Source organism: Synechococcus sp. PH41509, from assembly GCF_020514285.1.
GTDB lineage: Bacteria > Cyanobacteriota > Cyanobacteriia > PCC-6307 > Cyanobiaceae > Parasynechococcus.
The window spans coordinates 73,651-100,637 of the sequence record NZ_VTLD01000020.1; the positions used below are offsets into that span (position 1 = coordinate 73,651).

36 protein-coding genes are annotated in these 26,987 nt (G+C 60.1%); 18 read left to right on the forward strand and 18 right to left on the reverse strand.

What is annotated here, in order from left to right; genetic code table 11:
* Positions 1-30: 30 nt before the first annotated feature.
* Complete coding sequence (locus FZZ88_RS06835) at positions 31-534, forward strand: nucleoside deaminase (RefSeq protein ID WP_166018245.1); 504 nt, start codon at positions 31-33, stop codon at positions 532-534.
* On the opposite strand, the gene FZZ88_RS06840 is transcribed toward FZZ88_RS06835, so the two are convergent.
* A complete protein-coding gene (locus FZZ88_RS06840; RefSeq protein WP_206339297.1) occupies positions 506-1,702 on the reverse strand; it encodes an alanine--glyoxylate aminotransferase family protein in 1,197 nt (398 codons plus the stop codon). The genes FZZ88_RS06835 and FZZ88_RS06840 overlap by 29 nt on opposite strands.
* Positions 1,703-1,798: 96 nt before the next feature.
* Positions 1,799-2,323: an allophycocyanin subunit beta gene (locus FZZ88_RS06845; RefSeq protein ID WP_166018241.1), complete on the reverse strand. Its 525-nt coding sequence runs from the start codon at positions 2,321-2,323 to the stop codon at positions 1,799-1,801.
* Between the two features lie 206 nt (positions 2,324-2,529).
* Here FZZ88_RS06845 and glnA point away from each other — a divergent pair, with 206 nt between their 5' ends.
* The 4 genes from glnA to FZZ88_RS06865 all read left to right on the forward strand — a co-directional run bounded on the left by glnA (position 2,530) and on the right by FZZ88_RS06865 (position 6,111).
* Positions 2,530-3,951 carry a type I glutamate--ammonia ligase gene (gene glnA, locus FZZ88_RS06850; RefSeq protein ID WP_006849711.1) on the forward strand — a complete coding sequence of 474 codons (1,422 nt, stop codon included), beginning with the start codon at positions 2,530-2,532 and terminating at the stop codon, positions 3,949-3,951.
* Between the two features lie 115 nt (positions 3,952-4,066).
* Entirely contained in the window at positions 4,067-5,140 is a 1,074-nt protein-coding gene (locus tag FZZ88_RS06855) for a class I SAM-dependent methyltransferase (protein WP_166018238.1), read from the forward strand.
* 77 nt (positions 5,141-5,217) lie between these two features.
* On the forward strand, positions 5,218-5,508 hold the full coding sequence (locus FZZ88_RS06860) for a copper-binding protein (protein ID WP_166018236.1): 291 nt from the start codon (positions 5,218-5,220) through the stop codon (positions 5,506-5,508).
* Between the two features lie 348 nt (positions 5,509-5,856).
* A complete protein-coding gene (locus FZZ88_RS06865; RefSeq protein ID WP_166018232.1) occupies positions 5,857-6,111 on the forward strand; it encodes a DUF6439 family protein in 255 nt (84 codons plus the stop codon).
* On the opposite strand, the gene FZZ88_RS06870 is transcribed toward FZZ88_RS06865, so the two are convergent.
* Positions 6,071-6,508, reverse strand: a complete 438-nt coding sequence (locus FZZ88_RS06870; RefSeq protein ID WP_166018230.1) for an ATP-binding protein — start codon at positions 6,506-6,508, stop codon at positions 6,071-6,073. The two genes, FZZ88_RS06865 and FZZ88_RS06870, sit on opposite strands and share 41 nt — an antisense overlap.
* Before the next feature lie 53 nt (positions 6,509-6,561).
* Positions 6,562-7,281 carry a GUN4 domain-containing protein gene (locus FZZ88_RS06875; RefSeq protein WP_166018228.1) on the reverse strand — a complete coding sequence of 240 codons (720 nt, stop codon included), beginning with the start codon at positions 7,279-7,281 and terminating at the stop codon, positions 6,562-6,564.
* A gap of 39 nt (positions 7,282-7,320) precedes the next feature.
* On the opposite strand from FZZ88_RS06875, the gene mnmH reads away from it, so the two are divergent.
* The 4 genes from mnmH to FZZ88_RS06895 are packed head-to-tail and all read left to right on the forward strand — an operon-like array spanning position 7,321 to position 10,840.
* Positions 7,321-8,364, forward strand: a complete 1,044-nt coding sequence (gene mnmH / locus FZZ88_RS06880; protein WP_166018394.1) for a tRNA 2-selenouridine(34) synthase MnmH — start codon at positions 7,321-7,323, stop codon at positions 8,362-8,364.
* A 30-nt stretch (positions 8,365-8,394) separates the two neighbouring features.
* On the forward strand, positions 8,395-8,778 hold the full coding sequence (gene psb28, locus FZZ88_RS06885) for a photosystem II reaction center protein Psb28 (RefSeq protein ID WP_115023322.1): 384 nt from the start codon (positions 8,395-8,397) through the stop codon (positions 8,776-8,778).
* Positions 8,775-9,854: an AI-2E family transporter gene (locus FZZ88_RS06890; RefSeq protein WP_166018226.1), complete on the forward strand. Its 1,080-nt coding sequence runs from the start codon at positions 8,775-8,777 to the stop codon at positions 9,852-9,854. The genes psb28 and FZZ88_RS06890 overlap by 4 nt, the downstream gene beginning before the upstream one ends.
* On the forward strand, positions 9,851-10,840 hold the full coding sequence (locus FZZ88_RS06895) for an AI-2E family transporter (RefSeq protein WP_166018224.1): 990 nt from the start codon (positions 9,851-9,853) through the stop codon (positions 10,838-10,840). The genes FZZ88_RS06890 and FZZ88_RS06895 overlap by 4 nt, the downstream gene beginning before the upstream one ends.
* A gap of 188 nt (positions 10,841-11,028) precedes the next feature.
* Here FZZ88_RS06895 and FZZ88_RS06900 read toward each other — a convergent pair whose 3' ends face one another.
* Positions 11,029-11,208: a hypothetical protein gene (locus FZZ88_RS06900; RefSeq protein WP_166018222.1), complete on the reverse strand. Its 180-nt coding sequence runs from the start codon at positions 11,206-11,208 to the stop codon at positions 11,029-11,031.
* Positions 11,209-11,336: 128 nt separating this feature from the next.
* Between FZZ88_RS06900 and FZZ88_RS06905 the strand changes: the two genes are divergently transcribed.
* Positions 11,337-11,555, forward strand: coding sequence for a hypothetical protein (locus FZZ88_RS06905; protein ID WP_226426248.1), 219 nt, complete (start codon positions 11,337-11,339; stop codon positions 11,553-11,555).
* Here FZZ88_RS06905 and FZZ88_RS06910 read toward each other — a convergent pair.
* The 8 genes from FZZ88_RS06910 to FZZ88_RS06945 all read right to left on the reverse strand — a co-directional run bounded on the left by FZZ88_RS06910 (position 11,552) and on the right by FZZ88_RS06945 (position 17,860).
* Positions 11,552-11,767, reverse strand: coding sequence for a hypothetical protein (locus FZZ88_RS06910; protein WP_166018218.1), 216 nt, complete (start codon positions 11,765-11,767; stop codon positions 11,552-11,554). The genes FZZ88_RS06905 and FZZ88_RS06910 overlap by 4 nt on opposite strands.
* Positions 11,760-12,749: a protein translocase subunit SecF gene (gene secF, locus FZZ88_RS06915; RefSeq protein WP_166018216.1), complete on the reverse strand. Its 990-nt coding sequence runs from the start codon at positions 12,747-12,749 to the stop codon at positions 11,760-11,762. Before secF ends, FZZ88_RS06910 begins: the two co-directional genes overlap by 8 nt.
* 3 nt (positions 12,750-12,752) lie before the next feature.
* Entirely contained in the window at positions 12,753-14,234 is a 1,482-nt protein-coding gene (gene secD, locus FZZ88_RS06920) for a protein translocase subunit SecD (RefSeq protein WP_166018214.1), read from the reverse strand.
* 5 nt (positions 14,235-14,239) lie between these two features.
* Positions 14,240-15,223, reverse strand: a complete 984-nt coding sequence (locus FZZ88_RS06925) for a pyruvate dehydrogenase complex E1 component subunit beta (protein WP_115093759.1) — start codon at positions 15,221-15,223, stop codon at positions 14,240-14,242.
* Between the two features lie 182 nt (positions 15,224-15,405).
* Positions 15,406-15,723, reverse strand: coding sequence for a DUF3082 domain-containing protein (locus FZZ88_RS06930; RefSeq protein ID WP_115023336.1), 318 nt, complete (start codon positions 15,721-15,723; stop codon positions 15,406-15,408).
* On the reverse strand, positions 15,720-16,643 hold the full coding sequence (ispE, locus tag FZZ88_RS06935; protein WP_166018212.1) for a 4-(cytidine 5'-diphospho)-2-C-methyl-D-erythritol kinase: 924 nt from the start codon (positions 16,641-16,643) through the stop codon (positions 15,720-15,722). The genes FZZ88_RS06930 and ispE overlap by 4 nt, the downstream gene beginning before the upstream one ends.
* Before the next feature lie 9 nt (positions 16,644-16,652).
* Complete coding sequence (rsmA, locus tag FZZ88_RS06940; protein ID WP_166018210.1) at positions 16,653-17,477, reverse strand: 16S rRNA (adenine(1518)-N(6)/adenine(1519)-N(6))-dimethyltransferase RsmA; 825 nt, start codon at positions 17,475-17,477, stop codon at positions 16,653-16,655.
* A 14-nt stretch (positions 17,478-17,491) separates the two neighbouring features.
* Positions 17,492-17,860 (reverse strand): YraN family protein, encoded by a 369-nt coding sequence (locus tag FZZ88_RS06945; RefSeq protein ID WP_166018208.1) that lies wholly within the window; start codon positions 17,858-17,860, stop codon positions 17,492-17,494.
* A 72-nt stretch (positions 17,861-17,932) separates the two neighbouring features.
* Here FZZ88_RS06945 and FZZ88_RS06950 point away from each other — a divergent pair, with 72 nt between their 5' ends.
* The 5 genes from FZZ88_RS06950 to FZZ88_RS06970 are packed head-to-tail and all read left to right on the forward strand — an operon-like array spanning position 17,933 to position 20,751.
* Complete coding sequence (locus tag FZZ88_RS06950) at positions 17,933-18,418, forward strand: pentapeptide repeat-containing protein (protein ID WP_115024199.1); 486 nt, start codon at positions 17,933-17,935, stop codon at positions 18,416-18,418.
* A 3-nt stretch (positions 18,419-18,421) separates the two neighbouring features.
* The gene (locus FZZ88_RS06955; protein WP_166018206.1) at positions 18,422-18,847 is read left to right on the forward strand and encodes a hypothetical protein; all 426 of its coding nucleotides are present in this window, start codon (positions 18,422-18,424) and stop codon (positions 18,845-18,847) included.
* Positions 18,844-19,278 carry a 23S rRNA (pseudouridine(1915)-N(3))-methyltransferase RlmH gene (locus FZZ88_RS06960; protein WP_166018204.1) on the forward strand — a complete coding sequence of 145 codons (435 nt, stop codon included), beginning with the start codon at positions 18,844-18,846 and terminating at the stop codon, positions 19,276-19,278. Before FZZ88_RS06955 ends, FZZ88_RS06960 begins: the two co-directional genes overlap by 4 nt.
* A gap of 34 nt (positions 19,279-19,312) precedes the next feature.
* The gene (locus tag FZZ88_RS06965) at positions 19,313-20,149 is read left to right on the forward strand and encodes a hypothetical protein (protein WP_166018392.1); all 837 of its coding nucleotides are present in this window, start codon (positions 19,313-19,315) and stop codon (positions 20,147-20,149) included.
* Between the two features lie 2 nt (positions 20,150-20,151).
* On the forward strand, positions 20,152-20,751 hold the full coding sequence (locus tag FZZ88_RS06970) for a 2OG-Fe(II) oxygenase (RefSeq protein WP_166018202.1): 600 nt from the start codon (positions 20,152-20,154) through the stop codon (positions 20,749-20,751).
* Here the strand turns inward: FZZ88_RS06970 and FZZ88_RS06975 are convergent.
* Complete coding sequence (locus tag FZZ88_RS06975; RefSeq protein ID WP_166018200.1) at positions 20,720-21,109, reverse strand: hypothetical protein; 390 nt, start codon at positions 21,107-21,109, stop codon at positions 20,720-20,722. The genes FZZ88_RS06970 and FZZ88_RS06975 overlap by 32 nt on opposite strands.
* A gap of 88 nt (positions 21,110-21,197) precedes the next feature.
* On the opposite strand from FZZ88_RS06975, the gene FZZ88_RS06980 reads away from it, so the two are divergent.
* Both FZZ88_RS06980 and FZZ88_RS06985 read left to right on the forward strand, forming a co-directional pair.
* On the forward strand, positions 21,198-21,629 hold the full coding sequence (locus tag FZZ88_RS06980; protein ID WP_166018198.1) for a translesion error-prone DNA polymerase V autoproteolytic subunit: 432 nt from the start codon (positions 21,198-21,200) through the stop codon (positions 21,627-21,629).
* A gap of 12 nt (positions 21,630-21,641) precedes the next feature.
* The gene (locus tag FZZ88_RS06985) at positions 21,642-22,916 is read left to right on the forward strand and encodes a Y-family DNA polymerase (protein WP_166018196.1); all 1,275 of its coding nucleotides are present in this window, start codon (positions 21,642-21,644) and stop codon (positions 22,914-22,916) included.
* A gap of 9 nt (positions 22,917-22,925) precedes the next feature.
* Here FZZ88_RS06985 and FZZ88_RS06990 read toward each other — a convergent pair whose 3' ends face one another.
* From FZZ88_RS06990 to dnaG, 4 genes are all read right to left on the reverse strand, one after another.
* On the reverse strand, positions 22,926-23,300 hold the full coding sequence (locus FZZ88_RS06990) for a hypothetical protein (RefSeq protein ID WP_166018194.1): 375 nt from the start codon (positions 23,298-23,300) through the stop codon (positions 22,926-22,928).
* 3 nt (positions 23,301-23,303) lie between these two features.
* Complete coding sequence (locus FZZ88_RS06995) at positions 23,304-23,600, reverse strand: hypothetical protein (protein ID WP_115023356.1); 297 nt, start codon at positions 23,598-23,600, stop codon at positions 23,304-23,306.
* Positions 23,600-23,857 carry a hypothetical protein gene (locus FZZ88_RS07000; RefSeq protein WP_115023358.1) on the reverse strand — a complete coding sequence of 86 codons (258 nt, stop codon included), beginning with the start codon at positions 23,855-23,857 and terminating at the stop codon, positions 23,600-23,602. Before FZZ88_RS07000 ends, FZZ88_RS06995 begins: the two co-directional genes overlap by 1 nt.
* An 88-nt stretch (positions 23,858-23,945) precedes the next feature.
* Positions 23,946-26,036 carry a DNA primase gene (gene dnaG / locus FZZ88_RS07005; protein ID WP_166018192.1) on the reverse strand — a complete coding sequence of 697 codons (2,091 nt, stop codon included), beginning with the start codon at positions 26,034-26,036 and terminating at the stop codon, positions 23,946-23,948.
* Positions 26,037-26,089: 53 nt separating this feature from the next.
* On the opposite strand from dnaG, the gene FZZ88_RS07010 reads away from it, so the two are divergent.
* A complete protein-coding gene (locus FZZ88_RS07010; RefSeq protein WP_166018190.1) occupies positions 26,090-26,980 on the forward strand; it encodes a DMT family transporter in 891 nt (296 codons plus the stop codon).
* Positions 26,981-26,987 lie beyond the last annotated feature (7 nt).

Consider the following 26,987-nt stretch of genomic DNA (forward strand, 5'->3'; position numbering starts at 1 on the left):
TGAACTTCAGTGATCTTCGCGTCTCGTGGGATGGTGCTCAAAGGACAGCGTGTAACGGCGGTGGATCAGCGGGATGACTTGACTCGCTGGATGGACGTTCTGCTCCAGCGGGCCGAGGCCACTGGCGCGGAAGGAGAGGTACCAGTTGCCGCGGTGATCCTGGATGGAAACGGGAAGGCCATCGGACATGGACGCAACAGACGCCAGAACCATATGGACCCCCTTGGGCATGCCGAACTGGTGGCGTTACGGCAGGCAGCGGTGGTGCAGGGCGATTGGAGATTCAACGACTGCACCTTGATCGTGACCCTCGAGCCCTGCCCCATGTGTGCGGGAGCCTTGGTGCAGGCCCGAATGGGAGCAGTGGTGTATGCCGCATCGGACCCTAAACGCGGTGGTTTGGGGGGCAGCCTTGACCTCTCCACCCATGCCAGTGCACACCATCACATGGAGGTGTTGCGCGGTGTGCGCGAGGCTGAGGCGAGAGGGCAGCTGGAGCGCTGGTTCAGGCAGCGGCGGCTTCAGAACCGCTGAAGCGGGGTAGCTCTGTCTCAAACAGGTTGAGGAGACGGTTCACATTTTCTGGGTTGGAGTTGTATCCCATCAGCCCGATTCGCCAGATTTTTCCAGCAAGGGTGCCGAGACCACCGCCCACCTCGATGCCGTGATTGTTCAGCAGATGCTGACTGAAGGCCTTTCCATCCACACCTTCAGGGATGCGAACAGTGGTGAGCGTCGGCAGTCGACGGTCGGCCGGAACATGCATAGAAAGCCCGAGACTTTCGAGGCCGCTCCAGAGCAATTCCGCATTGCTGCGGTGTCGAGCCCAGGCCTGATCTAGACCTTCCTCGGCCAACAGGCGCAATGCCTCGCGCATGCCGAAATTCATGTTGACCGGCGCCGTGTGGTGGTAGACGCGATCACTGCCCCAATACTGATTCAGCAGGGAAACATCGAGGTACCAATTGGGAACCTTGCCCTGACGGGCCGACATCTTGGCCTCGGCGCGAGGGCCCATCGTGAACGGTCCCAATCCAGGAGGGCAGCTCAGGCCCTTCTGGCTGCAGCTGTAAGCGAGATCAACCTTCCACTCATCGATGTAAAGCGGAACTCCTCCTAGTGACGTGACGGTGTCGAGCAGCAGCAGGCAATCGTGCTTGCGGCAGAGATCACCGATGCCGTCCATGGGTTGGCAGACACCCGTGGAGGTTTCGGCATGGACCATCGCCAGGATGGCGGGCTTGTGCTCGATCAAAGCCGCTTCGAGTTCATCGAGAGAAAACCACTCTCCCCAGGGCTTCTCAATGGTTTTGACCTCAGCGCGATATCGCCCAGCCATATCTGCCAGCCGGAGGCCGAAATATCCCTTCACCGCCACAAGAACGGTGTCTCCAGGCTCGACGGTGTTGGCAAGGGTTGCCTCCATGGCGGCACTCCCGGTGCCACTCATTGGCAGCGTGAGGCGGTTGTCCGTCTGCCAGGCGTAGCGCAGCAGTTCCTGCACCTCACCCATCAGCTCGACATAAAGCGGATCAAGGTGACCGATGGGAGTTCGCGAAAGAGCCTTCAGAACCGTTGGGTGCGCGTTCGAAGGGCCTGGTCCGAGAAGCAGTCGATCGGGAGTGCCGATCGGTGCAAAGGCTTTGCGGTGACGATCGTCAACAGGAAGAAGAGAGTTCGTCGTCGCCAAAGCCCTGATCATTGGTTCGTGGTGATGAGCCTACGCAGTCATGCCCCTCGCAAGAGGTGAGTGCTGCTCGATTGCAATCTGTTCAAATCTTGCGCTGAACTTCTGCGCTCAACGTTGACGCACATTGGTTTCACCAAGGCCTTTGGCCAGGTGATCGAACGGTTGCATAACAGTGGCGAGCTGTTCGGACGGCGCACCGTTGGCCAGAAGCATCTCGGCCACGACTTCACCGAGCAAAACGATGCTGCGAACAGTGGGGCCAGTGGGAACGCCAAGGCTCTTGTAGGTGTCGTCCAGCCCGTTAAGAACACGCTCATTGAGGATCGTGCTGTCGCCGGCAACCAGGGCATAGCTGGCGTAGCGAAGGAAGTAATCCATGTCCCGCAGACAGGCAGCGAGCCGACGGGTTGTGTAGGCGTTTCCGCCGGGCAGGAGCAGGTCGGGCTCATCCCGGAACAGCCGCTGGCTGGCCTCACGCACAATTTCGGCGGCTGAACCATTGATCAGCTCAACGGCCTGAATCCGCATCGTGGATTCATCCAGATACGCATTGATGCTGTCGATCGCTGAACGATCGAAATAACGACCCAGCTGGTCGTAGCGACCGATCAGACCGCTGATTGCATCGCGCATTTACCTGAATCTCCAGAGGATCCCCCGCGGACGCTAACACCGTTGAAGCGGGCAAATCCTTTGGCAGGCCTGCATTTCAGCCAAGTTGACAGAAACGGTTACGCAGTTAACTCCAGGCTGTTGGAACGTACCCCTTGATACAAAATGGTGACTTGTGGCTCTATACGGTCACATCACTGCACAATTCAGTCGAGCAGTCCTTTCTTATGTCGAAATCCCCCCAGGACGTCCTGCGCCAGATCAAGGACGAAGGCATCGAACTGATCGACCTCAAATTCACCGATCTGCACGGAAAGTGGCAGCACCTAACGGTCTGCACCGATCTACTGGAGGAAGAATCCTTCACTGAGGGCCTGGCCTTTGATGGTTCCTCCATCCGTGGATGGAAGGGCATCCAGGCCTCCGACATGGCCATGGTGCCCGACGCCAACACGGCCTGGGTTGATCCGTTCTATCGGCACAAAACCCTGAGCATGATCTGCTCGATTCAGGAGCCGCGCACCGGTCAGCCCTATGAGCGCTGTCCTCGCGCCCTGGCCCAACGTGCTTTGAATCACCTCGCCAGCACGGGGCTGGCCGACATGGCCTTCTTCGGTCCTGAGCCTGAATTCTTCCTCTTCGACGACGTCCGCTACAACTCGGCCGAAGGTGGATCCTTCTACAGCGTCGACACGATCGAGGCGGGTTGGAACACCGGTCGAATTGAGGAAGGCGGCAACCTCGCCTACAAAATCCAGGTGAAAGAGGGGTACTTCCCCGTTGCTCCCAACGACACAGCCCAGGACATCCGCTCCGAGATGCTTCTACTGATGGGGCAACTGGGCATCCCCACCGAGAAGCACCACCACGAAGTGGCCGGCGCAGGCCAGCACGAGCTCGGCATGAAATTCGCTGAGCTGATCCAGGCAGCCGACAACGTCATGACGTACAAGTACGTCGTGCGCAACGTGGCCAAGAAGTACGGGAAAACAGCCACATTCATGCCCAAGCCGGTGTTCAACGACAACGGCACAGGGATGCACGTGCACCAGAGCCTTTGGAAAGGGGGTCAGCCGCTGTTCTTCGGCGAAGGCACGTACGCGAATCTGTCTCAGACAGCCCGCTGGTACATCGGCGGCATCCTTAAGCACGCTCCGGCTTTCCTGGCCTTCACCAACCCCACCACCAACAGCTACAAGCGTCTGGTGCCCGGCTTCGAAGCTCCAGTGAACCTCGTGTACTCGGAGGGCAACCGTTCCGCCGCTGTGCGAATTCCTCTCACCGGCCCAAGCCCCAAGGCCAAGCGCCTCGAATTCCGCTCCGGTGATGCCCTGGCCAATCCCTATCTGGCCTTCAGCGCCATGATGATGGCTGGCCTGGATGGCATCAAGAACCAGATCGATCCCGGCGACGGTGAAGACCGAGATCTGTTCGAGCTTCCGGCTGAAGAGCTTTCGAAGATCGCAACGGTCCCGGCTTCCCTTAATGGTGCCCTGGAAGCTCTGAACGCCGATCGTGGCTTCCTCACTGCTGGCGGTGTGTTCAGCGACGACTTCATCGACAACTGGATTGACCTCAAATACGAAGAGGTTCAGCAGCTGCGTCAGCGTCCTCACCCCCACGAATTCACCATGTACTACGACGCCTGATCAGCGCTCGTTGAGCCCCACGACCCGCCTCCCAGGAGGCGGGTTTTTTTGTGGACTGCTTGGCACGCAGTTGCGCGTCACATCCGCTGGAATAGGGCTGTTGTCTGAATCCGCGATGGCGTCAACGCCCCTGAGCAAGCTTGCGTACAAAACGCTTCAGCAAGGCAAAAGCATCGCGGGCCTTGCCCACAAAGAGCTGAGCACCAAGCTGATGGAATGGGTGGCACCCGATGCCGTTCCCAAAACGGAAGCCGTGTCCACCGAGGTGCTTGGTGAACTGCGCCTGGACATGAACAAACTCCAGGAACAGGATTGGCAGGAGGCTCAACAGGGGATCTATCCCGAGCAGTTGCTCTTTGATGCACCTTGGCTCGACTGGGCCAGCCGCTATCCACAGGTGTGGATGGACCTTCCTTCGACCTGGGACCGACGCCGCGAGCGCAACGTTCGCGATCTGCCCCAGGACATCGACGCAGCGCTGTACCCCGATTACTACCTCCAGAACTTTCACCATCAAACCGATGGGTATCTCAGTGATCACTCCGCTGGTCTCTACGACCTACAGGTTGAGATCCTGTTCAATGGCACAGCCGATGCCATGCGTCGCCGGGTTTTGGCTCCGCTGAAACGCGGTTTGAGGCATTTCGCCGACCGTGCTCCCGGCTCCCTAAAGATCCTTGATGTGGCCACCGGTACAGGTCGAACCCTGCACCAAATCCGTGCGGCTGTCCCCCATGCTCAACTCATCGGCACCGATCTCTCCGAGTCGTACCTCCGTCAGGCCAATCGCTGGCTGAATTCAGGGGACGCGTCGCTGGTTCAGCTGATCCGTGCCAACGGGGAATCCCTTCCCTTGGCGGATGGATCGGTTCAAGCCGTGACCTGTGTGTTCCTGCTGCATGAACTTCCAGCTGAAGCACGCCAAAACGTGCTCAACGAGGCGTGGAGGGTGCTTGAGCCAGGCGGTGTCCTTGTTCTTGCCGACTCTGTCCAGATGGCCGACTCGGCCAAATTTGCCGCAGTAATGGAGAACTTCAGGCGCGTCTTCCATGAGCCCTATTACCGCGACTACATCGGTGACGACATCGACGCACGCTTAACGACGGCAGGCTTCGACGGAATCACAGCCGAATCCCACTTCATGACCCGTGTCTGGTCGGCACGCAAACCCAGCAATGAGGAGAGCTGATGAGCGGATTCCCTGACAGCGTCCCTTGCACGAACGCCGGCGAGCCATAGGGTGAATCCGATTACGAAGGGAACTTCATGACTAATCCCTTCCGGCTGCGTTGGCTTCAGGGCTGGACGTTTCAGGTCGTGCTGATGGAAGGAAACGTTCAGGTCGAGGCTCATGGTTTCGGCATCTGCTTGCGAACAGCGTTGCTTCCTGGTGAAAGCCCCCAAGCAGCGGCAGATCGTCTTGTTCTCTCTGAAGATCGCCGGCGGAGGGCCCTGCACAATGCATGGCTTCGCGGTCAGGACATGGCACAACCATCAGGGGTTCCTGCCCCCAAGGAAGAAGCTCCTGCATCCAATTCTCTGGTGGTAGTTGGATAAGCCCATCGCCAACTGGTGGCCTGATCGGCTTAGAGCTGGGCTAGCAACCAGGCCAAAGTGAAGCCCCCTCCAGCAAAGCGAAGTGCCTCCCAGAAACGCTGCCCAGATGCCCTTGGAACATCCCACCCCACAAGCGGCTGGCTGATCAGGTGTGCGGCAAGTTTGCGACGTTGAACCCAGCGTCGAGAGGCAACGCCCGAACCGACATTGGACTGTCTTCGGCCTTGCAGTAGCAAGCGTGAAGCATGGTGCAGCCAACGCAGTTCACTGCGGCATCGTTTGCCTTTGTGCTCTTCCAAGGCATTGAACCCACGTGCTCCGAAACTAGAGCGATCTGCTGATCAAGGGATGACACCGCCTGCCGCCCCATGGCCCGACTCCGCCAAAGCGAAAGCAGAAGAGCTACATCAGCTGCTTCGCATTAGTGATCGCGACTGGCATCAACTGAAAAGCAACCGCAAGCGACGTGGTGCCGAGCTACTCGCGGCAGCTTTGGTGCAATTACTCCGTCAGGGAGACAGCACGGATGTCGAGCAACTAACCCAGCAAGCGCTTGGCTGGATTAAAGGAGACCTGAAGGATCCAGGCTGTCCCCGTCACTGACGGGGCGACGGCAGGCCAATTGCAGTCGATTCCCCCTCCGGCTCCAGCGGACATCGTCAAAACATTGATGAATGAGGAACAGTCCGCGGCCACTGGCAGCATCAAGCGCCGTGGGGAGGGTCGCTGTACGTGACTGCTGCGGCAAGCCGCAGCCTTCATCCTGAACCTGCCAGACCAACCAATTGGGCGTCAGGATCCGACGAACGCGAAGCTTCTTGGCTGGATTTTCATCATTGCCGTGGCGGACGGCATTCACAAGCGCCTCATGCAACCCCAACTCAATGCGTTGACTGGTGAACACACAGCCCACCGGCTCGGTGAGCAGCTCCAGCAGAGGGGCAAGCTGCAACGTGGACGGCAAGGTGAACTCAGCCCAGCGAAACCTCTTGGACGGCACAGTCGAGCCCGTTGACGTCAGTCTTTTGAACTTACCGTTGTTGGAACGCCTCGTCAGGCTCTGCGGGCAACAAGCGCTGGATGATTCAGGACTGAATCCATCAACCGAACTCCCCTTAGCTGATTGATCAACGGCATATGGCCCTCGGGAGCCTCGATCGACCAATTGAATGCACCGGGATACCGGGTCCAGACACCATCACATTTCCAGCCGATCCTGGGCCACAGGCGTTCGTAACGGCCATCGAGGGCGCCCAGTAGCTGGGACTGAACCGTAAAGCCAAAGCGGCCTTGGGAATAAACCGTCCAGAGCCGATCGAGACTGACCAGATCAATTCCCGACATAGGAGCCACTTCGGTGAAGTAGACGTAGCCACGCTTCACAGCAGCATCCCCGGCCAAATCGCGCAGACACTGGCTTGTGATGCGATCCGCTTCCTCAAAGTTTTGGTTGAGCAGCTCCTGCTGCAACGGCCCGTAATTCAGGCCAACCGCGGATTCTGCTGTCAGCCAGCCGGCATCTGGGGATTTGATCAGAGCGGCAATGGACTCAGGCTGGTGACACTGCAGCACCTGCAAAATCCAGCCTGCAGCCCAGTCATCACCGGCAGGATCGAAGCCAGTAAGAAGATCTGACCCGACGGCAGCAAGGTCCTCAGATCGTGCTTCGACCTGCTTGATCAGAGGGCGTCGTTGGCGAGGTGTTCCCTTCGCGAAACGATCCAGCAGCTGGTCGATACTGAGTTTGGTGGCGGGTGTGGAACCGGAGAGCATGAGTCGCAACCGGCCCCAACTGGCTCGGTGTTGGCCACTATGTCAGGCATGGGCGAGACACGTTCAATCGAGATCCAGCAGCTTCGCGAGCTGAAAGGTCCGCTGGTGGATGTGCGCAGCCCCAGCGAATTTGCGAAGGGGCACTGGCCCGGGGCCATCAACCTGCCTTTGTTCAACGATGAGGAGCGGGCCGAAGTCGGCATCGCGTACAAGCAGCAAGGACGCAGACCAGCGATTCATCTGGGTCTTGAACTCACCGGACCCAAGCTCAGCAGCTTGGCCCGTCATCTGGAGACCCTTCGCGAGCTGGGCAATCCAAGGATCTACTGCTGGCGTGGAGGAATGCGCTCGGCCAGCATGGCCTGGCTCGCGCAGCAGATCGAACTCAAGCCAACACTTCTGCAAGGGGGATACAAGAGCTACCGGCGCTGGGCCCAGAACCGATTTGAACAGGTATGGCCCCTGCGCGTCATGGGGGGGCGAACGGGAACTGGAAAAACTGATTTGCTGTTGGCCATGGCGGCCTGCGGAGTAGCCGTTGTTGATCTGGAAGGGCTGGCCCACCACCGCGGCAGCAGTTTCGGCGGCCTGGGCCTGCCGGATCAACCCAGTACCGAGCACTACGAGAACAAATTGGCTGAAGTTCTGGATCAGCACCAACGCCAGCGGGCAACGGCGATTTGGTTGGAAGCCGAAAGCATCCAAGTGGGGAGCTGCCGCATTCCCAAACCTTTCTTCGATCAGATGCAACAGGCCCCGGTGCTTGAGATTCAGCGCGACCTGAACGAACGGGTCGCACAGCTGGTGCAGGTGTACGGCCATCAAGGGGCGTCGGCTCTCGCTGAGGCGACCCAGCGGATCAGTCGACGTCTCGGCCCGCAGCGCACCAAGGAAGCCCTCGAGGCAATTGCCAGGGAAGACTGGTCCAGCGCCTGCCGCGCCACACTTGACTATTACGACCGTTGCTACGACCACGAATTGGCGCGATCCCCCAAACGCGACAACATCGACCTATCGGGCCTCAGTGCTGATCAAGCCGCGCAGACGCTGATCAAGCACGGGTTTGTTGAAATCCCCGATTAAGATCGCTTCTACCGATGGGTCCAGAACGACGTGAGCGAAGCAGCGATTCAGTTCTTTCGGGGAATCAATGAGCCGGTGGTTCCCGATATTCGTCTGACCCGCAGCCGCGACGGTCGTACTGGTCAAGCAACCTTCCGTTTCGAGAAGCCTGCTGCGATTGCTCCAGAAACGATGGGCGACATCACTGGCATGTGGATGGTCGATGAAGAAGGTGAGATGGTCACCCGAGAAGTGAACGGCAAGTTTGTGAACGGCACAGCGAGTGCTCTTGAAGCCGTTTACTCATGGAAATCCGAAGAGGATTTCGAGCGATTCATGCGCTTTGCCCAGCGCTACGCCGAGGCCAACGGCTTGGGTTATTCACAAAATCAGGATTCCAATCAGACTGACGCGGCCGACGATCAACAAGCTTGAGACTGCCCCACTGGCTGTCGTTAACAGCCTTGATCGCAGCGATCATCTTGCTGTGGTCCCTGCGCGAGCTGGTTCTACTGCTCTTTGCTGCAGTTGTTCTGGCCATGGCCCTTTGCACACTTGTGGGCATCCTTCGAGAACGGAGGCCGATGCAACGGCCTCTGGCCTTGATTCTCTGCATCGCCGGGTTGCTCTTACTCGTCGCTGGGGCTGCAGGTGTTGTGGTGCCCCCATTCCTCGAGGAATTTGCCCTGCTGCTGCAGAAGCTGCCCGAAGCGGGTCAGACCCTGGTTCGGATGGGAGTCGACTGGATCGACACCATCAGCGAAGCCATCTATGGCGCCGATGCATTCCCCGACATCGATGAACTGGAACTGAGCGGTCCGCGACAACTCGTGCCCGATGGTTCATCACTGGCAGCAGGCGTGGGCAGCGGCTTGCTGGGCCTGCTCGGTGTTGCGGGAAACCTCGGCAACGGGGTGCTGCGTCTGTTGTTCGTGCTTGCAGTCGCTTTGATGATCAGCATTCAACCCCAGGCCTATCGGAGCGTGGGGCTTCAGCTGATTCCCTCTTTTTATCGACGCCGTGGGCGGCGGATCCTGGATCAGTGCGGTGCCGCTTTGAGTAGCTGGATGGTCGGCGTGCTGATCAGCTCACTGGCGGTGTTTGTGCTGTGCAGCATCGCTCTGACACTGTTGGGCGTGAAACTCGTTCTGGCCAATGCACTGCTGGCAGGACTGTTGAACGTGATCCCCAATGTGGGACCAACGATGAGCACCATCTTCCCGATGGCAGTCGCCCTGCTGGATGCCCCCTGGAAGGCAGCGGCGGTACTAGGGGTCTATGTGGTGATCCAAAACATCGAGAGTTACGTGATCACGCCTTCGGTGATGCACCACCAAGTGAAGCTGCTGCCCGGGTTAACCCTGGCCGCACAGTTTTTGTTCACGCTGCTGTTCGGACCTCTCGGCCTGCTGATGGCTCTGCCTCTAGCGGTGGTGCTGCAGGTGATCATTCGTGAGGTGCTGATCCACGATGTTTTGGATCGCTGGAAACGTCTGGAGCCCGCACGATGACAGCCGGCACGTTTCTTGTTGCTCTCACCCTGGTGGTGCTGGTGCTGCTGCTCTGGCACCTGCGCTGGGTGCTCCTGGTGCTGTTCGGCGCCGTGGTGGTTGCGGTGGCACTGGATGTGCTGATTGTTCAGGTTCAGAAGCGAACACGGCTGAAACGACCACAAGCCCTGGCTGCCGTGCTTGGGATTTTGCTGGTCGCAGGGGGGCTGTTGGGACAGCTGCTGGTACCGGAACTCATCAGCCAGTTCCAGCAATTGGGTCGTGATTTGCCGCAGTTGTTCAGCAAGGTGTCTGATCTGCTGAGCAGCGAGCCACGCCTGGCACAGCTGAATGAAGCGCTGGGTGAGGGCCTCAACTTGAAAGGGCTTCAACCATTGCTGGGCTTTGCAGGCGGTGCGGCGAATTCGCTGATTCAGCTGTTCCTGATGGCCCTGCTAGCGATCTTGTTGGCCCTGGATCCAAGTTCCCATCGGCGCATGGTCGTCGCCGTGACGCCCCGCCCCGCCCGCCAGCAGATGGAACTGTTGCTGGATGAATGCCGTCAAGCGCTGGGGGGTTGGCTCAGCGGCATGACCCTTTCCGCCACCAGCGTGTTTTTGGTCACCTGGGGTGGGCTGTTGCTGCTCAAGGCTCCCCTTGCCCTGTTGAGCGCCCTGGTCTGCGGCCTGCTGACCTTCGTACCCACCATCGGCCCCACGGCAGCAACCCTTCTACCGATGGGATTGGCCCTGCTGCAATCGCCGCAATTGATGTTCTCAGTGCTCGTTTTCCGGCTGGTGCTGCAGAACCTCGAGGCATTTCTGCTCACGCCATTGCTGCTGCGCAAAACCGTAAATCTGCTTCCGACCGTGGCCCTGACAGCCCAGCTCAGCCTTGGCGCCCTGCTGGGGCTTCCAGGCGTGCTGCTCGCCCTTCCTCTGGTGGTGGTGATTCAGGTGCTGATGCAGCGCGTGGTGGTACAGCAGATCATGGATCGCTGGGCCTAAGACCAGAATCCACCCGTGTATCCAAATGAACACCTTGTAGCAAGGGTCACATCTGAGACCAGCACTGACTAGGTACTTTTACGGTGTCGTGAGAGCGACGCGTCGAGCATTGGGGCTCTTGGGAGAGGGTCCCAATTTTTTTTGAACGTGCACCAAGGGCAAGCGGATCAGGGCGAGCTTTCAATCCCCTAGAGCAGCTGGCGCTTCTTCTTCTCACTTGAATCGCGTTCCCGTTCAACCGCTTGCCAATAGGCCGCAGACACCGCAACCTCTTGGCCGCGTTCAATTTTGTTCAGCCGTGATTTCAGAGCCTCAACCTCGGCGCGCAACCCGAACACCACTTCATTGAGACCAGGATTCAATTCCATGAGACCTGAGCAACCAGTTGAGTCGTAGCTCAGGCGCAACACGCAATGACGTTCAGATTGATACCAACACCACCCCCTCCAGGCCAACGATCCAATAGCGTGTCCAATAGGTCTTGAGACGAACGGGCTTGGACGTCATCTTCAATTTCTCTCGTTATGAGGAACTGAGGCAGGCCGTGAAGGAGCTGGTTCGCGAGAACCTCGATCCGGCATTACTGCACGAAGAAGCGCAGGACCTGTTCGAATCGTGGTGGTCCTCGACCCACAGCCAGGGGCGTTGGAACACTGATGTGAAGCAGCGCACCTGGGATTCAATCTGGCGTGAATTCGGCAATGGCTCCAGCTAGCCGAAACGACGCCACAGGGACGGTGAACCCAGCAGCACCACCACAGCCAACTGGTGATGTCGAATCGCATAGCCCAAGCCTGTGAATGTGAACTGATCACTCAGGAGCTGCACTTCGGTGCGCAGATCGCCCAGGGCCAAGAGGATCAGAAGAATCGGAAACCACCGAGCAGGATGGCGTCGCCGTTGAGATTCGCCACTGCGATCAGTCACGGGAACGGTCCCAGAGCGTGAGCAGCGAGGGTGCCAGGGCGATGCTCGACCAGGAGCCCACCACGACCCCCAAGGCCAGAGCAATCGCAAACCAATAGAGCGTTGCTCCACCAAAGAACACCAGGGCTAACAGAGGAAGCAGGGTGGTTCCGCTTGTGTAGAGGGTGCGGGTCAATGTGGCCGACACCGCTTGATCCACCTGTAAAGAGAGAGGCAGATCAGCTGCATCCTTACTGCGTTCACGGATGCGATCAAACACAACCACCGTGTCGTTCACCGAATATCCAGCAATCGTGAGCAGCGAGACGGCGAAGAGGCTGTCGACCTCCAGTTGCAGCACAACGCCAAGCCAAGCGAACACACCACAAACGATGGCAACGTCGTGAGCAAGGGCCACCAGGGCCAGGAAGGCGTAGCGGCGGTCGTAGCGGAAGCTGATATAGGCCGCGATGCCACTGAAGGCGACCAGCAGAGAAATCAGGCTGCTGCGCAACAGTTGCCGACCCAAGCTGGGACCAATGGTGTCGACCGATTGACCACCGGAGAGGAACGGACCCGCGACCGGTTCAACCGCCTGGATCACCGCTTGGCCCTGGGCAGCCGACAGGGTTGGAAGCCGCAACAACAATGACTGACCGCCATCCAACAGCTGAACCCGGGGCGCCCCCAGGTTGGGGAGAGGTTGCCCCTCCTCCACTGGCAGGTCCAGGCTGCGAATCACATCGGAGACCGCAATCGCCTTGAGCTCACCGCAGGAGTCATCACAACGGCGCTCCAACTGAATCTGCGTGCCGCCGGTGAAGTCCAGGCCCGGACGCAGGGGGGCCCGAATGGCGGGATCCAGCCAGCTGAGCAGCAACCCCAGCAGGCTCACAAACATCACAAGGCCAGAGATCAGCCACACCCTGCGCCGCATGCTGCTGAGAGACCAGCGCAGATTGCGGACCTCGCCCGCTGTTGCCGATGACGAAGGTTCAGTCATGGTTCAGGCGGAAGGAGAAGGAAGCTGCCGGGCGGGCAGGAAATTACTGGCACGACGAAGACCGGCGTAACCCATCAGGAAACGCAACAAGGTGCGGGTGCAGGTGAGGGCTGTGAACAGGCTCAGCAACACGCCGATGCCCAAAGTCGCCGCGAAGCCCTTGACCAGTCCCGTGCCAAGGAAAAAGAGAGCTGCACAGCTGATCAACGTGGTCAGGTGACCATCAACGATTGATGAAAAGGCCTCCGAGAAACCGGTATCAATCGAGCGAATCAGGGTGTTGCCCCGCCGCAGTTCATCTTTGATGCGCTCAAAGATCAGAACATTGGCGTCCACAGCCATACCAATCGAAAGGATGAATCCAGCGATTCCCGGCAGGGTGAGCGTGACTGGAATCAAGGCATACACCGCCAAGTTGAACAGGGCATACAGGCTGAGAGCCATCACAGCCACAGCCCCAGGCAGGCGATAGGCCACCACCATGAACACGGCCACCAGAGCAAGGCCCGAGAGGGCGGCCACCAGGCTGCGGCGGATGTTCTCAGCCCCCAAAGTGGGGCCGATGGTGCGAACCTCGATCACCTCAACGGGGAGGGGCAAAGAGCCGCCCCGCAGCTTCACCTCCAGTTCGCGCGCCGTTTCCGCACTGAAATTGCCGCTGATGGTGGCTGCACCACCTGAGATTCCAGCGCTCTTGAACTGGGGACCAACACTGGCGGCACTGATCAGCTGATCGTCCAAGATGATTGCCAGCAATCGGTCGGTGCCCGCAATCGACTTGGTGAGATCAGCGAAAGCCTCAGCTCCCTCCCCATCGAAGTTGAGGGTCACTTCCCAGCTGTTTGGGTTGTTCTGTAGCGGTTGACGACCGGCAGTCACAAGCTGCTTACCCGTCAGTGCGGCCGGCTCAAGCATTGTGAGCAAATCGGCGTCGACCTTCTCGAGCAAGTCCCGAAGCTGCTCTTCCTCCGAGGTGGCCTCGCCCTCGAGCCCAAGAGTCTTCTGGGTTGTCTTGAGCTGATCCAGATCCAGCGGCGCCGGCGTTTCACCGCGGCGGATCTGATCCTCACGGAGCTTGAGAATGGCTTCCACCTGGGAGCGGAGCTGCCTCAGACCACGGAATTCAGCTTCGGTATCGGGCTTCTGAGCACGAAACTCGAGCAGAGCCGTGTCGCCAAGAACCCTCGCAGCAGCAGTGGGGTCCTGTTCGCCAGGGAGCTGCAACACCAGCTGCGACTCACCCACCGTCTGGAGAGTCGACTCGGCCACACCGAGACCGTTGACCCGGCGATCGAGCACGGCTTTCACCGCTTCCATTTCCTCGGAGCCCACACGGGTGATCTCTCCGGCCGGCTTCACCTCAACAGTGAGCTGACTGCCGCCCCGCAGATCGAGGCCCAGTTCCAGCGGAGTACGAACTAAAAACATCCCGGCTGCGATCGCCAGGGCAAGAACAAGGGCAAACCAACCCTGAAAACGCGCCATCAACGTCAGATGTCCTTGTTGACCAACGCCTGAGCCGCCTCAACAATCTGATGCGGCTGAATGATCGTGAGATTCTCCAAGGATCCGTTGTAGGGGGTTGGAATGTCCTGACTGGACAGACGCATCGGACGGGCATCCAGATCGTCGAAGCACTGCTCGGTGATCAAAGCGATCAGCTCGGCACCGATACCGCCGGTCTTCATGCATTCCTCCACGACAATCACCTTGTGGGTCTTACGAATGGAGCGGCTGATCGTCTCCATATCAAAGGGCTTGAGACTGATCAGATCGATCAGTTCAACGCTGACGCCGTCGGCTTCCAATTGCTCCACCGCTTTGAGGCAGTGGTGACGCATCCGGGAATAGGTGAGGATCGTGACGTCCTTACCTTCTTGCACCAGATCAGCCTGATCAAGGGCACAGGTGTAGTCGCCTTCGGGGAGCTCCTCGGTGAGGTTGTAGAGCAGAACATGCTCGAAGAAGAGCACGGGATTGTTGTCCCGAATCGCGGCCTTCATCAGGCCTTTGGCATTGGTGGGCGTGCTGCAGGCAACGATCTTGATGCCGGGCACTGCATGGAAATAGGCCTCAAGCCGCTGGCTGTGCTCAGCCCCAAGCTGACGACCCACGCCACCCGGCCCGCGCACCACCGTGGGGATGGTGAAGTTGCCGCCACTGGTGTAGCGGAGCATCCCCATGTTGTTTGAAATCTGGTTGAAGGCCAGGAGCAGGAAGCCCATGTTCATCCCTTCAACGATCGGGCGGAGACCGGTCATCGCCGCACCCACCGCCATACCGGTGAATCCGTTCTCGGCAATCGGCGTGTCCAGCACCCTGAGATCGCCGTATTTCTCCGCCAGATCCTTGGTGACCTTGTAACTGCCGCCGTAATGGCCGACGTCTTCACCCATCACACAGACGTGGGGGTCTCTGCCCATCTCCTCGTCGATGGCTTCCCGGAGGGCGTTGAAGAGAAGTGTTCCTGCCACGGCGTCCCTTTGATCCCGGCCAATCCGGGTGGTGACGCCAAGCTATCTCAGTCAGCGCAGCGTCAACCGCCAGCCGCAAAGGTGAACAGCAGTAAAACCGAGAGAAGCATGGCTGGAGACAGCAGCAGCGCCAGCTGACCGAGGTCGTGGGGCGTCATCCAAACCCTGGCAATGAGCGGACGCTAGGCAGGGTTCTGATCGCGAGCCGTAAAGAGACTGCGAAGAAACACCAGGGTCAGACCGAGAGCCACAAACCCGGTGCTGAACGTGGCCAGAAAGGACAAGCCCACCAGCAAGGTCTTCAGGGTGACGGCAATGTTTTGGGCAATCGGCGAGCTGTAGTGAGGTGGGTGAACAGCGAAGTACACCACCATCCGCCGGCTCCAGCCCAGGGCAAGCCAAGCCAAGAATCCAGCTGTGAGCGCCCCAGAGAGAAAACTCAGCGGACCTTTGCGGGGATCCCGTGGCTCCGGGCTCTCTGTGGTCTTGGCATCAGTCATGACTCGATCCTCACGCCATCGCGGCGAAAGGCGCAAGACCACGCCCTTAATCCGGCACGTTCCAGCTGGGGAGCGAGATCGCCCTGGACCTCTCGACATATCTCCAGATCACGGAACAGGGCAAAGCAACTGGGACCTGATCCGCTCATCGCCACCGCCAGGCTGTGGGGAACGCTCTTCAACAGTTGAAGCGCCGAGCGCACAGCAGCTGTTTCGGGCGCCACCACCTCCTGCAGATCGTTGCGCAAAGACGGTGGACAATCGCTGCGCAAGGGGTTCAGCCAATCGTCCTGACGTAGGGCCTGCCGGCGGCGTTCAAACGCAGCCTCATCAGCGAGGTAGCGGGATTGGTTCAGCTCGCGGCAGCGTTTGTAGGCCCATGGCGTTGAAACGCTCGCCCTGGGGTCTTTGACCAACAACACTGCCAGGGGTTCGTTGGTCGGCGGCACCGCCTCCAGCTGTTCCCCTCGGCCGAAACAGAGCTGGCACCCCCCGGCGACACAGAAGGGCATATCAGAGCCGAGCTCAGCCGCCATCCGCTCCAAATCAGCGGGGCTATGGCCCAATCCCCAAAGGGCATTCAGACCCACCAGCGCCGCAGCGCCGTCGCTGGAACCTCCAGCTAGGCCAGCACCAATGGGGATGCGTTTCTCCAGATGAATCGACGCCCCCAATTCACTGAAGCCGGAACGATCCCGCAGCAGGTGAGCCGCACGGAGGATCAGGTTGTCGTCGCCAACACTGAGGCTGGCGTCATCGCAACTGAGGCTGACCCGCGCATCGGCGGTGTTCTCAAAACTGAGACGGTCCGCCAATTCGATGCTCTGCATCACCATGGCCAGCTCATGGAAACCGTCCGACCGCAGCCCCAGGACCTCCAGGTGCAGATTGACTTTGGCCGGGGCCGTCACCGTAATCATGGTGGTCGTTCAGTCGCCCCGATTCAAACCCCTGGCCAGGGCAACCCAGATGTCCGGTGCTAGTTCCTGGGGGCGCTGCTGAAGGCTGAAGCCAGCGGAGGCAGCCAAAGCCTGCAAGCGGTCGGGATCGGCCACGCCCGCCAGGGTGTTGCGCAGCATCTTGCGCCGCGCCAGAAATGCCTGCTTCAGCAGGGATTCCACCTGAGCAGCCAAGGCCGGCTCCACCCGCTCGGACGGCGGCAAAGGCTCCAGGCAGATCACTTCCGACTGCACCTTCGGAGGGGGCTGAAAACAGCGCGGCGGCACTGGACACACCGAACCACAGCGGGCAAGCAACTGCATTCGCACACTTAGGGCGCTGAAACTGCTGTGGCCCGGACGGGCACGGATCCGCTCCGCCACTTCCTTCTGCACCAGCAACACAAGCCGTTGGTACGGCGGTTCCACAGGGCGATCCAACCGCCCCACCAGCCGCTCAAGCAGAGGCCCTGTGATGTTGTAAGGGATGTTGGCCACCACTTTATCGGCGATGTGACCGTCACTCAATTCGAGGGGCGCCTCGAGAACATCCCCCTGATGGAGGCTGAACCCGGGGTGATCAGCGAAACGATCCTGCAGACCGGCCACCAGATCGCGATCAAGCTCGATCGCATGCACTGCCCCCACATCCGCAGCCAGAAGACGCTCGGTTAAAGCCCCCCGACCAGGCCCCACCTCCAGCACACGATCGGTCGGCTGAAGATCGGCAGCCTCAACAATCCGCTGCAGAACGGAGTCGTCACGCAACCAGTGCTGGCCGAAGCGCTTGCGGGCGTGATGTCCGGAGAAACCCATGGATCAACTGTGCATCAGCACAGCCGCTCCACATCCATCCAGCAAATCGTTTCTTGGGATGGCATCAACGGCACAAGAGCCAGCTTGATCCGGAGCAGCTTCTCGGCGCAGGTTGGATGCGCAGCTCTCCAGCAACTGATCGCACGCGCCATGCGGCGCCTTTTGGCGGGATGAAACGCATCCAGGCCGCGGCGGTCCCAATGAGCGATGCGACGCCCTTTTACCTCGACCACCAACAGCTGCTGATGCTGTTCCAGCACCAGATCCAGTTCCCCCCAGCGGCAGCGCCAGTTGCGATCGAGCAACCGCCATCCCTTCGCTTCAAGCTGTTGCAAGGCCTGCTGTTCCGCCCAGCGACCGCTGCATTGAGACTTCACCGGCATGAACCATCACTTTCTTGTTCAAACCATTCCCCCCAGGAACGGTTCTAGGGTTCAGCGGTGATTGTTCCGCTCATGCGCAGACGCTTCGCGGCCCTTCTGGTCTCTTTTTTGGTCTTAACCGCTCAGTGGCTGGTGGTAGCTCCAGCCCATGCGGCCATGGATGTCGCCAAACAGGTCTTGATCGGTGCCGACTACTCCGACAAAGATCTGCGTGGGGCCACCTTCAACCTCAGCAACCTGCGCGAAGCCAATCTCTCTGGATCGGATCTACGCGGGGCAAGCCTTTACGGCGCGAAGCTGCAGGACGCCGACCTCAGCGGCACAGATCTGCGCGAAGCCACGCTGGATTCTGCCGTGATGACGGGAACCAACCTCTCGGATGCCGTACTGGAAGGATCCTTCGCCTTCAACACTCGCTTCAAGGATGTGGTGATCACAGGAGCTGACTTCACCGATGTCCCCATGCGCGGTGACCAACTCAAAAGCCTTTGTGCTGTGGCCGACGGCGTTAATTCAGTCACTGGCCGAAGCACCCGCGAAAGTCTCGGTTGCGCTTGAACCATGAGCTTTGATCCCCGCAGTCTGGAGCGCCTGCGTGAGTTGGGGCGCCAGCTCCCCGAACGTTTGCCAGAACCCAAGCCCCCGGCGGCAGCCAAAGCAAGCCAAGCGCGCCACCGCGTCGAAACGGAAAAGGATCCCGAGGAACTTTTCCGGGAACTGATGAAGGCCAGCCAGGACGGCACGGTTCCTGAGCACCTCATGGCCCGCCTCAAACAGTTGGAGGCCCAACGCAAGCCGTCGGGGCAGTCTTCGTCCTTGAACAGCAGCAACGAGGTTCCAGGCCTGGCCGCCCCGACGCGCAGCCAGGCTGGACCTGGAAAAAACACCAAACCAAAACGGCCGAAGGTTGACCCGGGAAGCGAAGAGGAAAGCCTTTATGTGGCCTTCGGCCAGCTGCTTCTCGAGGACGAAGGAGATGACGTTTGAACCCGGCTCGTTGTCGGATTCTTGCGGTGGGCAAAGTGCGGCGCAGTTGGATTCAGGAGGGCATTGAGCTTTACCTCAAACGCCTGCCGGGATTGACCATCAGCGAGCTTCGGGACAGCACCCCGGACAAAGAGGCAGATGCGATCCGAGCGGCTCTAAGGCCAGACGAGACCCTGATCGCTCTAATGGAGCAGGGCGAGACCCTGGCGTCGGTTCCCTTCGCGCGACGACTCGAACAGTTTGGTTACGAGCGGCTCGTCTTTGTGATTGGTGGAGCCGATGGTCTGACCCCTGAACTCAAGGCACAGGCTCACTGGCGCCTGAGCCTCTCTCCGATGACCTTCCCCCATGAACTAGCGCGACTGATGCTTGTGGAACAACTGTTCCGGGCCCAGGCGATTGTTCAAGGCAGTCCTTATCACCGCGCCTAAGATTTCGCGGTCGCTGCAGCTTTCTCCCTCCACCATGCGTCTGGCTCTGCTCTCCCCGATCCATGGCCAGTCAATTGATCACATTGCCCGACAACTGGAGAACTACAGGGTGTTTCTTGCACCCTTTGAGTTGCGTCATTACTTCCACGTTTCTTTGGAGAGTCATCCAGACCTCCAATCCGACCTCACCGCGCTCGCCGAACGGGAGGGGCACAGCATCCACTTCACCAAACGAAGGCAGCCCACCTGGCGGCCCTGCACCGTTTACGCCCTGTGTGAACTCATCAAGACCGTCCTCTCCGACCACCACAGTCACGACAAGGTCCTCATCCACACCGATACCGACCTGCTGGTGTCCGGCAAAGCAAAAGATCAACTCCAAAGCCACCGCATTGGCTGCGGCACCAAGCCATTTCGGCTTGACAGAAAGAGTCTTTGGAAATGGAGATCAAAAGCTAAATCTGATCCTCATCTAAAACAATTCATAAGGGAAATGTTGGACGACGACCCTTCAAAGCTTCGGGTTGGCCGGGTTTGTGGTGCCTACATGCCCTGGTCGACCTTCAAAACTTTCGGGGTGCTCTTCAACAACTATTTCAACAACAACTACTTCAAGAGAAGGCCCAAACGCCACTGGCCCGTAACTGAAATCGCTATACCCAGCATTCTTCACCTTTTAGAGGGCCCAAAAGCCAACTTTCAACCTCCCTTGATCGTAGTACCAGAGGGCAAAAAAGTGTCCTGCAAAAACATCGATCGGTTGCTCCAAAGCGATCACAGCTTTGGACTCAAAAAAATTGCAAGAGATACAGACAGCGAAGCGTTCCAGTACGTGATGCGTCTGCAAAAGCAAGCCTCGCAACACCCCTAACCATGCTGCACGTGGTCGACAACCTGCTGCAGCCCGAGGAGCTGCAACGCCTGCGGGATCTTTGCGACATCCATGGCCGGCTCAGGGAGCAGCATTCCGGCGATGCTCAGTTCAGCTGGCGACCCGAGAGCGGTACCCCCCGCTCCATCCACGCGCCCGCCCAGCAAGCCATCGTCGATCGCTATCTCGAGAAGGTTCTTCTCCCCCTAGCAACACCGTTCGCACCCCAGCGAGCCGGGATCGAGTGGTGGTGCAACACCAACAACGACCTCGATTGGCACATCGACAAGGACGAACTGGAAGGCCAATACAGCGGCCGCTACGTACTGCCGTTGCTGTCCACAGTGTTCTATCCCCACGTCAGCTGTGCTGGAGGTGAACTTCTGGTCGCCGACAACCCCCCGATCAGCAACGGCTATGAGGGCCCCCTGCCAACGTTCCGGTCTGTGATCTCGATCCCGCCTGTGGTGAACCGTTTGGTGCTCTTCTCACCCGGAATCCTGCATCGAATCAACCCATTCGAAGGCGAGCGCTACTCCGTCGCCGTGAACATCTGGGCTCACCCGCCCCTCACCACAACGGCTGCAGAGCGACCGGCTTGAATTTCTCGATCGATACGGTCCAGGCCCGCGGCGAAAAGGTCTGCAACGCCGCTTTGAATGCAGCCGTATCACCTGTGTTCAGCCAGGCCGCCTTAAGCCTGGGCACATCCTCCGGCAGCCGCTCCATCGGCAGCTCCACCAGCAGCAGGCTGTCTGCTCCAGCAGCACGCTGCAGAGAACCCTGATCGCTGCGCTGGAAGACCCGCAGCAGCAGCTCCAGCGCCAAGACATGGCCCAACTCTTCCGGAGCCTCACCCTGCGGAGCCACCTCTTTCTGAGACCGTCCCCCCAGAGGCAACGCCCGCTTCCCCTGCTGATCGATCAACGCCATGGCCACGAGATAAGGAGAGTCAGCCAATACCAGAACCCGAAGACCACCATCCTCACCGGACTCTCCCCATAGCGATCAGTGCACATGTACTATTTAGCCAGCTGTTGCTGTTGCCGTGGAGCTCCAACGCAGTCCGCTGCCCCTGCAACCAAGGCGAACCCGGATCACCCTGCCCCTAGCCAGTGAATGCGTTGCCGCTGGGTTCCCATCCCCCGCCGATGACTACGTCGATGTAGGGATCGACCTCAATGAACAACTGATCCGGCATCCCACCAGCACCTTTTTCCTGCATGTCAGCGGCAACTCCATGACCGACGCCGGCATCCACGACGGTGATCTCCTGGTGGTCGATCGCAGTCTCGAACCGCGGCCGGGGAAGGTGGTCGTGGCCGTGCTTGACGGTGCCTTCACCCTCAAGCGCCTGGTGCGCCATCGCGGCAGGTTGCGCCTGGAAGCCGCCCATCCGGACTATCCCCCGCTGGAGCTTCACCGCTGCGGCGAGGTTCAGATCTGGGGCGTCGCCATTCATGTGATCCATCCGCTCTGAGGCGACATCGCCATGCCTCAGGCCACGGCCCTGATCGATGGAAACAATTTCTATGCCTCCTGCGAGCAGAGCCTGGACCCGGCCCTGATCGGCCACCCCGTGGTGGTGCTGTCCAACAACGACGGCTGCATCGTGGCGCGCAGCGCCGAAGCCCGTGCCCTGGGGATCCGCATGGGGACGCCGTACTTCAAGGCGCGTCGAGAGCTTGAACGGCACAACGTGGTGGTGCGCAGTTCGAACTACGCCCTTTATGCCGATATGAGCCAGCGGATGATGAGCCTGCTGGAGGCCCACTGTGAAGAGCTGGAGGTGTATTCGATCGACGAAGCCTTCGGGCGGATTCGTCGTCCCTGCAATGGTGATCTACAAGGTTGGGCCCGGCAGCTGCGGGCACGGGCCCGACAGAACCTCGGCATCCCAATCGCCATCGGCCTGGGGGCCAGCAAAGGACAGGCCAAGCTGGCCAATCGCCTGGCCAAACAGACCCCGAACCATGCCGGGATGTTCGACCTCGGCCAGTGCGATAACCCTGATCACTGGCTGGAAACAATTGCGATCGAGGATGTCTGGGGGATCGGTCGTCAATTGGCCCATTGGTGTCGACTGCGGGGCATCAGCAACGCACGACGCCTGCGGGACATGCCGAGCGGTGAGCTACGCGCCAAATGCGGCGTGGTGGGTCTGCGTCTGCAACGTGAACTGCGCGGCCATGCCTGCCTACCGCTGGAGCTTGCACCGGCACCGAAGCAGGAAACCTGCGTGAGCCGCAGTTTCAGCCGACCCATCACCAGCGAGGGTGAGCTGCACCAGGCGATCACGACCTATGTGGTGCGCGCCGCCGAGAAATTGCGCAAGCAACGGCAGCGGGCAGCAGCCCTCACCATCTACACCCGCACAAGCCCGTTCGCTCCCGGCTTTTACAGCCAAGCGGCCAGCACGCAACTGGATCTACCGAGCAATGACACGGCCGTGCTGCTGCAAGCAGCGCGACCCTTGGTGGCACGAATCTTTCGCCCCCACCGTCAACTGGCCAAGGCCGGCGTGCTGATGCAGCACCTGCAGAGCCATGAGATCCTCCAGACCCATCTGATGGTGCCGATGAGTGGAGAGCAGCAGCAGAAACGGGAATGCCTGATGCAGACCATCGACCAGATCAATCGGCGTTACGGGCGTGGAACCCTGCAATGGGCAGGCTGCGGACTGCAGCCGAGCTGGTTGATGCGACGGGAGCAACTCAGCCGCGCCGCCACCACCCGTCTGCAGGATCTACCCGTGGTGAGGGCCTGAACCCATCGATCACGGCTCACCCAGAAAACGGCAGGCAGGGAGGCTGATCGCCACCTGATCCACACCGTCGCGGAAAGCTTCAGCGTCGACCGCCCGCGTGCGCACAAAACTGGTTCGAATCTCTTCCAGCTCGGCCATGGCGTCGTCACGACTCAGGCCTGTGGAGGTGTGAGCAAGACTGCAAAGGGATGTCGCGACACCACGACCGAAGCCGCGTGAACTGGCCTGGCGCCGCACCGCCGACAGCAGCATGGGCACCACGAGACCACCCAGCACGAGAACAAACACAATCACGCCCCAGAGGCGACCGCCACGCACCCAGTAAGGAACCAGATAAAGACCGCTATTGGCAGGAGAGGGTGGCTCAGAGGGAGGAGGGTTCATCACTCAGGCCTCCTGCAGCAACTGAATGACCTGTTCACGTGTGCTGAGCAGCAACACCATCCGCTCACCATGGGCATTGAGGCCAGTCTGCTCCCGCACCAAATCGGTGCTAGCCAGCGCCAATCCTCCGGTTTCGGTGAACAACACCGGCAACGTGCCGTGGTGTCCCCGCATGCCCTGTAAATCCAACGCCTGACGCACGGCCCGCTGCGCTTTGTCAGAGCCCAAGCGCTCCACGAAGGCCGGCCAGAGGTGGTTCACCGGAGCGAGAGCCGCGAAATCAAGCTGCGTATCAGACATCAAGACGGCAACAACGCGAGGGCTTCACTGATCATCTGCGGGGTTACAGCGATGCGCTCAAGCGGATCGGCATTGTCGAGGTAGGCGTCAAAAGAAGCGAACCGCTCGATCACCGGATCAGCTCCCTCGGCGGCGCAAGCTTCGACCCAATCGCCCTCCTCCGGCTTCACCGCGATGTAGGCCTGCAGCGCTTCCTCGAGATCACCGCCGTCGCCGACGCCATCGCCATGCCAGATCGCTTCGAAGAATTCAGACATCTCAACGCGACGGACAGGTCTTGATGCAGTTTGCCGAGAACATTGGCAACCTCACCACACATCGAAGCCAAGAACCATGGCCCATGGCTCAGGCGGCGGGAGGAACCACATCCCCTGAGGTCGCCGCAGCAGGGGAATCGACCGCAACGGTGTAGCTCGCGCAACGCTGCTGATCCAGATGGCCGATGTGCTTTCTCTCGGTGTAATAAAGCTCCTGGTAACGCAGCGCATCACGGTTGAGGTCATCGAACAAGGCCTGAATCCGTAGCTCCATGTCCACGTTGCTCGCGTCTGACGAGGCGTCCTGATCAATCAGTACGGCGATACAGGCCTCAAGGGTCTGCAGGCGCTGACCACCCCAGGCCTCCAGCAGATGCCGGCAGCGCTTCAGGCTTTTCTGTCGCTCCAACAGAGCAGCGATGCCCCGCAACTGCTCCAACGGCTCCGCCAAAGCAACAAGCTGCAATTCACCGGGCTCCAGGAGAGGCGTCAGGCGGGAGACCAGCGCACTGCTCTCCAGCAACAGCTGATCGGTGAGCAGGCGTGGCAGATCCATGACATCAAGACCCTCGCCGTCGTCGTCGCATCGGCTGATCGCCTCCAACCGCCCCTCACCCAGGTTGGTCTCCTCTAGATCCGTAATGGCCGCCCAAAGATGGCGGTGATGGGGGATGGCGAAATCCTCCAGTTCCCGCGTGCGCAGTTCCTGGCGAATCGTGGCCCGATGCCGAGGGCAATGCAGATACAAACGCAGCAGGTCTGCCTCGCAACGCTCCCGCTGACCGGATTCACCCGGCTGCTCATGGCGGCTGGAGCGCCCATGCCAACGCTGGCCCTTCACCTGCTGGCGCAGATCGTCCTCGAGCTGAAGCGCCAGCCGTCCCTGCCCACCACTGAGCCGCTCCGCCACCCGTTGGAGGTAGTGGGTGCGGACAGCGGACTGGGGCAGTTTGCCCAGCAGCCCCACCAGGGCCGTCACCGCCTGCTGAAACTGGTCAGCCCGGCTGAGGTCTTTCGCCTCCAGAACCTGCTCGATCTGCCAGTCGAGCCAGAGGGGGGCCTGATCCAGCAGCGCGCGGTAATCTCCGGCCCCGTTCTGTTTGAGGTATTCATCGGGGTCCTTCCCGGACGGGAGGTGCAGAACCCGCAGCTCCAGCTGGCCCTGCATCGCCAGCTGCTCCACCTCGCCAATGGCCCGATTGGCCGCACGGACACCGGCTCCGTCGGCATCAAAATTCAGAACGATCCGCTTGCTGTCGCTGACGCGGCACAACTGGGTGATCTGCTGACTGCTCAGAGCCGTGCCAAGGGAGGCCACGGCGTTGGTGATGCCGGCGGCATGCAGTGCAATCACATCGAAGTAGCCCTCCACCACCACAGCCCTGTCGTCCTTACGGATGGCATTGGAGGCTTTGTCGAGGCCAAACAGATGCTTTCCCTTCTCAAACACCTCGGTCTCGGGGGAGTTGAGGTACTTCGGTTCGCTGCCATCAAGACTGCGCCCCCCGAAGCCGATCACCCGACCCTGACGGTCATGAATCGGAACCATGACCCGATGGCGGAAGCGGTCATAAAAGCCATTGCCGCCCTTGCGGGGCACCACCAGACCAGCGGCCTCAAGGAGCTCTGGAGCCAGCCCCTCCACCTGTTGAAGATGCTTCAGCAGGCCGTCCCACTCATCCGGCGCATAGCCGAGCTGAAATGACTCCTGGGTGGCGGGGCTAAGACCTCTGGAGTCGCTGAGGTATTTGAGGGCCTCTGCGCCCGTGGGAGCGAGCAACTGGCTGCGAAACCAGCCGGCGGCCAGAGCCAGGGCCCGTTGCAGCTTGTCCCTACGGGAAAGCTGCTGCCGCAGCCGCTCCTGCTGCGGACCATCCACCGTCTCGATCGGGAGCTGGTAACGCCGCGCCAGATCCAGCACGACATCACTGAAGCTCTGGCGTTGGAACTCCATCAGGAACTTGATGGAATTGCCCCCGGCACCGCAGGAGAAGCAGTAGTAGAACTGCTTTGCGGGAGACACCGTCATCGACGGTTTGCTGTCGTCATGGAACGGACAGATCCCGACGAATTCCCGTCCCTTCTTCTTGAGCACCACGTGCTCGCCCACCACATCAACGATGTCGGCCCGTTCCTTGACGGCCTCGATCGTTCTTGGGTGCAGGCGGGCATTCACCATCAGTTCATTCTGCGAAGTCGCAGGGTTCCGTGCACCCCGTCATCAGAACACCCATGGCCGAAACGCAGAACGAACAAGCCTGGTGGAACCGGGAATCGGTGCGGGGCAGTCGGGCTCTAATCCTCAGCTCTTTGGCCTTCAGTCTGATGACGGTCTGCGTCAAGCAGCTGAACAGTCGTCTTCCGGTGGTGGAAATCGTGCTGAGCCGAGCGCTGATCAGCATCGTTCTGACCGGGGTGGGGCTACGCCTCGCCGGGATTTCTCCCTGGGGCCATCGACGCGGGCTGTTGGTGGCCCGTGGAGTGCTGGGCAGCCTGGCCCTGCTTTGTTTCTTCGAGGCGATTGATCAGCTGCCACTCGCCTCGGCAACGGTGCTGCAGTACACCTACCCCACATTCACAGCCCTAGCGGCGCTGTTACTGCTTGGCGAACCGCTCCGACGACGCATCAGTGGAGCGGTTCTGCTGGGATGGATCGGCGTCACGCTGGTGGTGCAACCGCAGTGGCTGACGGGAACAGCACAGCCGGCTCAGCTCATCCCTGCCCTGATCGGCATTGCTGGCGCTCTGATGACCGCCCTGGCCTACGTCAGTGTGCGGCGGCTGTCGGAAACCGAACACCCGCTGGTGATCATCCTGTACTTCCCGATGATCTCGGTTCCCCTGACCCTGCCCTGGGTGCTGCATCAGGGGGTGTGGCCCAACGGCATCGAGTGGTTCTGGCTCCTGGGAGTCGGCGTGATGACTCAGCTTGGCCAGATCTGGGTCACCGAAGGCCTGCGCTGTCTGCCCGCCGCCCGAGCGACGTCGATCAACTACGTGCAAGTGGTCTTCGCCGCTGGCTGGGGCTGGCTCTGGTTTGCTGAATCGGTGAATGCCTGGCAGGTGGGTGGGGGAATGCTTGTGCTGTCCGCCACCCTGATCAGCCTGTCGGCCCGGAGTTAGCTCGACT